This window comes from Desulfobacter sp. (genome assembly GCF_050177295.1).
In genome coordinates this window covers 1-5,187 of record NZ_JBFXHE010000318.1, presented here as the reverse complement: position 1 = coordinate 5,187, position 5,187 = coordinate 1, and the positions used below count along the sequence as shown (strand labels likewise).

The window sequence follows — 5,187 nt, the reverse complement described above, 5'->3', positions numbered from 1 at the left end:
TACGACGATCCCAGGCGATATAACCAAAAAGCGCCACAATCAGCGTGATGAGAGATCCGAAAAGAACAAGCATCGTATTATTTGAATCATCCTGTCTTTTGTTTAAATCATCCAGTCTTTTATTAAGTGCTTCCTGGCCCGACCTCATTTCAGACCTGAGCGCTTCCTGGCCCGACCTCATTTCAGACCTGAGCGCTTCCTGGCCCGATTTCACTTCAGCCCTGAGCGCTTTCTGCCCCTCTTCGAGAACAGCAAGCTTTTCAATGATCTCACGATCCGATATCCGGGGGGCTATCTCCACAGCCCATAATGACACCGGTAAAAACAGATGGAGAAATATGAATACAATCATCACACAATTGAACAGGTTTGATTTCATGCCCACCCCTTTTTTTACTTCAACCAGCTATAACCGGTATTCTTTTTCACATCAATTGCCATGAAATGATTATAACCATCAGAGCATTGATTAGCAACCACCCCAGTTCATCTTCGTCCAGGGCCGATGCCAGGTACCGGACCACCACCTCCAGGTATTGCAACCCGGTTTCTTTTTCCATCAAGGTCTTTAACAGAGCGCAAGCCTTACGATGAAGAACATCGGAAAACCGTGTACGGGAAAACCGTATGCACGGTTTGATGAAGGAGCACTGAGGATGCAAGGCCTTTGGAACACGTAGTAGCCGCGTGCGGCAAGGTGTCCCGAATATAAAAAGGGCTGAAGAAACCGGCCAAATCAGTGCTCTACCCTACCCCGAAATTCTTGTCTTTTTTTCTAAAGCAGCGCCAATCCCCGCAGTATTTCAGCAAATTCAGGATTCTTTCCGGCATATTGTCTCAATGCCTCAAGCTGCCTTCTTAAAAGTGAACCATCCGAGTGTTCCAAATCCAGATCAGCCAGCACTTTACGTTCCAGGCGATTGACCTGTTCAATCACCGGCCTCACCATGGTACGACGATCCCAGGCGATATAACCAAAAAGTGCCACAATCAACGTGATGAGAGATCCGAAAAGAACAAGCATCGTATTATTTGAATCATCCAGTCTTTTATTAAGCGCTTCCTGGCCCGACTTCATTTCAGACCTGAGCGCTTCCTGGCCCGATTTCATTTCAGCTCTGAACGCTTTCTGCCCCTCTTCCAGAACAACAAGTTTTTCGATGATCTCACGATCCGATATCCGGGGGGCTATCTCCACAGCCCATAATGACACCGGTAAAAACAGATGAAGAAATATGAATACAATCATCACACAGTTCGACAGGTTTGATTTCATGCCCACCTCTTTTTTTACTTCAACCAGCTATAACCGGTATCCTTTTTCACATCAATTGCCATGAAATGATTATAACCATCAGGGCATTGATTAGCAACCACCCCAAAAAGAAAAGCCAAAACGCCAAAAATAATAAGCTTACATGGGCACGCTTTTGGTGCCCACCGGTTGTCCTCGAATGCATTTGATTTATCATTCAGGCACAAAATGCTACACATACAATCGCGGGCACCGCTGCGCTTTTGCCCACCCTACCTGGCTGGCTGTGGGAAGTCTACAGCGAAGGGCTCAAATGGATGTTTTAATGGTATGCTTCGAATTTTTGCTGCAACAATAGGAAGGAATTAGGAATTAGATTATAAATTAGAAACAAATTCATCAACTGTCATTCCAGCATCTTTTATTAGGTCTCGCAGTGTACCCCGTTTAACCTCTTTACCTTTATGCACAGGTACCGAAAGAGTTGCCTCTTGACCAGGTTTTTCCATCGCTACATGGCTTCCTTTTTGTCTGGATATTGACCAACCAGCTTTTTGAAACGCTTGAACGATAACGGTTCCTGTATAACTGCCCAATCTTGACATTTTAAAGCACTACTTCAAGGATTTGTTCATTTGGTCTTATGGATTTGGCAGCCCGCTCATTCAACACTTCAAGACAGAGTTCAATTGCTTCCTGAATATTCAAGACAGCCTCATCAATACTATCCCCTTGAGAATGACATCCAGTTAAAGCAGGGCAGCTTACATTATATCCACCATCTTCAATGTCAGGTTTCAAAACAATTCTAAATTTCATAAGTCATCTCCTTTAAAAGATTATTCATACCACACAGATATACCTAACCCCACCAACCAGTCAAGAGCAAACAAAAAAGGGAACAAGCATTATGCACCTGTCCCCATTTGTTCCTTTGTTCTTTTCGTGGTTAAAAATATGTGTTCTGGTGTCCCTGGAATTCCTAAATCAATGTTGTTGACCCTAAAAAATCAATTATAGACATGATATGGATGGTGTTTTTAAGCAAATTTGACTTTATTTCGGGTAGTTGGCATGGCCAGACTCCACGACACAATATGCTCTTTGTCATCAACAACAAAAATATGAATATGAGCAGTTAGCATCGTCCGACCCCGAATCGGTTCTTCTAAAGCAGTGCCAATCCCCGCAATATTTCAGCAAATTCAGGATTCTTTCCGGCATATTGTCTCAATGCCTCAAGCTGTCTTCTTAAAAGTGAACCATCCGAGTGTTCCAAATCCAGATCAGCCATTACTTTACGTTCCAGCCGATTGACCTGTTCAATCACCGGCTTCACCATGGTACGACGATCCCAGGCGATATAACCAAAAAGCGCCACAATCAACGTGATGAGCGATCCAAAAAGAATAAGCATCGTATTATTTGAATCATCCAGTCTTTTATTAAGCGCTTCCTGGCCCGATTTTATTTCAGACCTGAACGCTTTCTGACCCTCTTCCAGAACAACAAGCTTTTCGATGATCTCACGATCCGATATCCGGGGGGCTATGTCCGCAGCCCATAATGACACCGGTAAAAACAGATGGAGAAAGATGAATACAATCATCACACAGTTCAATAGGTTTGATTTCATGTCCCTCCCCCTTTTTTTACGTCAACCAGCTATAACTGGTATTTTTTTTTCACATCAATCGCCATGGAATGATTATAACCATCAGGGCATTGATTAGCAACCACCCAAAAAAGAAAACAGCCCATACTTCCGATTCTTTACCCGATTTGCCATCGACTTTGATGATAATAAAACGTGGTCTGTCCCCTATTTTCCCTAAAAAATTGATTATAGCCATGATATGGAGGGTATATTAAATCAAACATGATTTTATTTCAAGCAGTTAGCATGGCCCGACCCCACGACAAACCCGACCCCACGAACAAATTAACTGATATAATTGCCGTTGCAATACGCAATATGTTAAATCTTTGGTAAAATATATCGTCAATAATGTGTCACCTTTTTCCTGGAGGAATCATGACTAAACGGGAGGATATCCTCATTGACCTGCGCCGGTTCAAAGATAAAAATAAAAAACAATACAGCATTCTTAAAATAGGCATTTTGGGTTCGGCGGCACGGAATGAAATGAACGAGAAAAGTGATATTGATATTGTTGTCGAACTTGGAAAAGCAGACCTGTTTCATCTTATCGGAATCAAACAGGAACTCGAGGAGCAGCTACATCGGAAAGTTGATATTATAAGGTATAGAAATGACATGAATGCACTTCTTAAAAAGAGAATAGACGATGAAAAAAGAATTTTATGTCATTATCGAAAAAGATGAAGACGATTTCTTTGTGGGGGAGGTCCCTGCCTTGAAAGGATGTTATGCCCAGGGACGTACTATTGAGGAGTTAATGCTCAACATGCGGGACGTCATTGAGATGTGCCTTGAAGAAGAGCCGGCCATTCAGAATGAATTCATATAAGACGCCCCGCAGGCCACCCGCTCGGCCAGGGCATGGTTGAACGCCACAGCCGGCACTAAATCCGCATCCGGCACATAAAACCCCACAGCCCCGCCATGGGCCAGCAGGGTCAAGGACTGCAACAGGGATGGCATGGTCATGCCGGGCACGGTCTTATGCAGATTTGCGATTTTCACCGGACTTTTGGCGATCTGATCGACTATGGGCCGGTACACATAGCATGGCCCGACCCCACGACACAGTTAGCAGAGAGACTGGACAGTTTTGCACGTAATTCAGGGAGTTGATCAGGCTAGAACTCCTTGAATCTTGCTTTATCCCCGGATTATGATTAAAATAGCCATATGAATACCAAGCCCTTGAAAAGAGGGCATTAAATTTCGCGTAAATGTAAATAAAGGCAGGCTCAGTATGAACATCACTATAAAAAAAATTCAAGACGACATATTATCCCTTCCAGATACAGAAAGGCTTCGACTTTCCAAATGGTTTGCTGAATTGGAAGGAGAAGTTTGGGACAAAGAAATTGAAGATGATTTCAAAGATGGCGGCAGAGGCAGAGATCTGCTGAATCGAATAAAGTCAGATTTTTCAGCCGGCAAGTGCATGAGATGGGATTAAGGTCTTTCACGCATCCAGACTTCTGGACATGCTACCACAGACTTCCCAAACAGATTCAGGGTGTTGCCGACAAAAAATTTGAGATTTTCAAACAAGACCATACTCACCCATCACTGAATTTCAGCAAGAAGGGTTCCGTCTGGACTGTTAACATCGGTTATCATTACAGGGCGTTGGCTTATAGAGAAGACATGGATGTTGTCTGGTTCTGGATCGGGTCTCATGAGGATTACAACAATCTAATGAACAGGCTTTAAGCGCCATCAAACGGCGAAGCTCATGGACTACGCAGACAACATAGACAACCTGCTGGACCAGACAAACCCCTTCGCCATTATCACGGCAGCGCATTTAAAGACAAAGGCCACTAAAGACAACCCCCAGGAACGCTTGGCTTCAAAAAGCCATTGAGTCCATCTATGACGGTCTCCGGAAAGACGTCAATCCTGATCATGTTAAACGGCTGAGAATTATCCTCGCAAGGCTGGACGCCGCCCAGAGCCCTGATGACATGGACCTTCCGGGATTGAGGCTTCACCCGTTAAAAGGAGAACTGAATGATTTCTGGGCGGTTGACGTATCCGGCAACTGGAGGGTTTTCTTTCAATTCGAAAATAACAACGTCGTTAATGTAGATTACAACGACTATCATTGAGGAGGATTTATGGCTATGCACAACCCGCCCCATCCGGGAGAAGTGATCCGGGAACTTTGCCTTGAACCGCTGATTTGACGGTCACCATGGCAGCAGAGGGGCTCGGCGTCACCAGAAAAACTTTATCTGCCCTGCTTAACGGCCGTGCCGGGATCTCTCCTGAA

13 protein-coding genes and 1 pseudogene are annotated in these 5,187 nt (G+C 44.2%); 7 read left to right on the top strand and 7 right to left on the bottom strand.

The window, feature by feature from the left end; translation table 11 throughout:
* The 6 genes from AB7U36_RS17920 to AB7U36_RS17895 all read right to left on the bottom strand — a co-directional run.
* On the bottom strand, positions 1–379 hold a 379-nt coding region (locus AB7U36_RS17920), incomplete at its 3' end, for a hypothetical protein (RefSeq protein WP_428161040.1).
* 46 nt (positions 380–425) lie between these two features.
* Positions 426–560, bottom strand: a complete 135-nt coding sequence (locus AB7U36_RS17915) for a hypothetical protein (protein WP_428161039.1) — start codon at positions 558–560, stop codon at positions 426–428.
* Positions 561–775: 215 nt separating this feature from the next.
* Positions 776–1,276 (bottom strand): hypothetical protein, encoded by a 501-nt coding sequence (locus tag AB7U36_RS17910; protein WP_428161038.1) that lies wholly within the window; start codon positions 1,274–1,276, stop codon positions 776–778.
* Between the two features lie 356 nt (positions 1,277–1,632).
* The gene (locus AB7U36_RS17905) at positions 1,633–1,860 is read right to left on the bottom strand and encodes a type II toxin-antitoxin system HicA family toxin (protein ID WP_428161037.1); all 228 of its coding nucleotides are present in this window, start codon (positions 1,858–1,860) and stop codon (positions 1,633–1,635) included.
* A gap of 1 nt (position 1,861) precedes the next feature.
* Entirely contained in the window at positions 1,862–2,074 is a 213-nt protein-coding gene (locus AB7U36_RS17900; protein ID WP_428161036.1) for a type II toxin-antitoxin system HicB family antitoxin, read from the bottom strand.
* 349 nt (positions 2,075–2,423) lie between these two features.
* Entirely contained in the window at positions 2,424–2,891 is a 468-nt protein-coding gene (locus AB7U36_RS17895) for a hypothetical protein (protein WP_428161035.1), read from the bottom strand.
* 399 nt (positions 2,892–3,290) lie between these two features.
* Here AB7U36_RS17895 and AB7U36_RS17890 point away from each other — a divergent pair, with 399 nt between their 5' ends.
* Positions 3,291–3,602, top strand: a complete 312-nt coding sequence (locus tag AB7U36_RS17890) for a nucleotidyltransferase family protein (protein ID WP_428161034.1) — start codon at positions 3,291–3,293, stop codon at positions 3,600–3,602.
* Positions 3,565–3,747 (top strand): type II toxin-antitoxin system HicB family antitoxin, encoded by a 183-nt coding sequence (locus AB7U36_RS17885; RefSeq protein WP_428161033.1) that lies wholly within the window; start codon positions 3,565–3,567, stop codon positions 3,745–3,747. The genes AB7U36_RS17890 and AB7U36_RS17885 overlap by 38 nt, the downstream gene beginning before the upstream one ends.
* Here the strand turns inward: AB7U36_RS17885 and AB7U36_RS17880 are convergent.
* Positions 3,729–3,923 carry a hypothetical protein gene (locus AB7U36_RS17880; protein ID WP_428161032.1) on the bottom strand — a complete coding sequence of 65 codons (195 nt, stop codon included), beginning with the start codon at positions 3,921–3,923 and terminating at the stop codon, positions 3,729–3,731. The two genes, AB7U36_RS17885 and AB7U36_RS17880, sit on opposite strands and share 19 nt — an antisense overlap.
* Before the next feature lie 235 nt (positions 3,924–4,158).
* Here AB7U36_RS17880 and AB7U36_RS17875 point away from each other — a divergent pair, with 235 nt between their 5' ends.
* The 5 genes and pseudogenes from AB7U36_RS17875 to AB7U36_RS17855 all read left to right on the top strand — a co-directional run.
* Entirely contained in the window at positions 4,159–4,368 is a 210-nt protein-coding gene (locus tag AB7U36_RS17875; protein ID WP_428161031.1) for a hypothetical protein, read from the top strand.
* Positions 4,359–4,625, top strand: coding sequence for a hypothetical protein (locus tag AB7U36_RS17870; RefSeq protein ID WP_428161042.1), 267 nt, complete (start codon positions 4,359–4,361; stop codon positions 4,623–4,625). Before AB7U36_RS17875 ends, AB7U36_RS17870 begins: the two co-directional genes overlap by 10 nt.
* Positions 4,626–4,647: 22 nt before the next feature.
* Positions 4,648–4,779, top strand: coding sequence for a hypothetical protein (locus AB7U36_RS17865; protein ID WP_428161030.1), 132 nt, complete (start codon positions 4,648–4,650; stop codon positions 4,777–4,779).
* The gene (locus AB7U36_RS17860; RefSeq protein WP_428161041.1) at positions 4,775–5,023 is read left to right on the top strand and encodes a type II toxin-antitoxin system RelE/ParE family toxin; all 249 of its coding nucleotides are present in this window, start codon (positions 4,775–4,777) and stop codon (positions 5,021–5,023) included. The genes AB7U36_RS17865 and AB7U36_RS17860 overlap by 5 nt, the downstream gene beginning before the upstream one ends.
* An 86-nt stretch (positions 5,024–5,109) precedes the next feature.
* A pseudogene (locus AB7U36_RS17855) lies at positions 5,110–5,187 on the top strand (HigA family addiction module antitoxin); the annotation flags it as partial.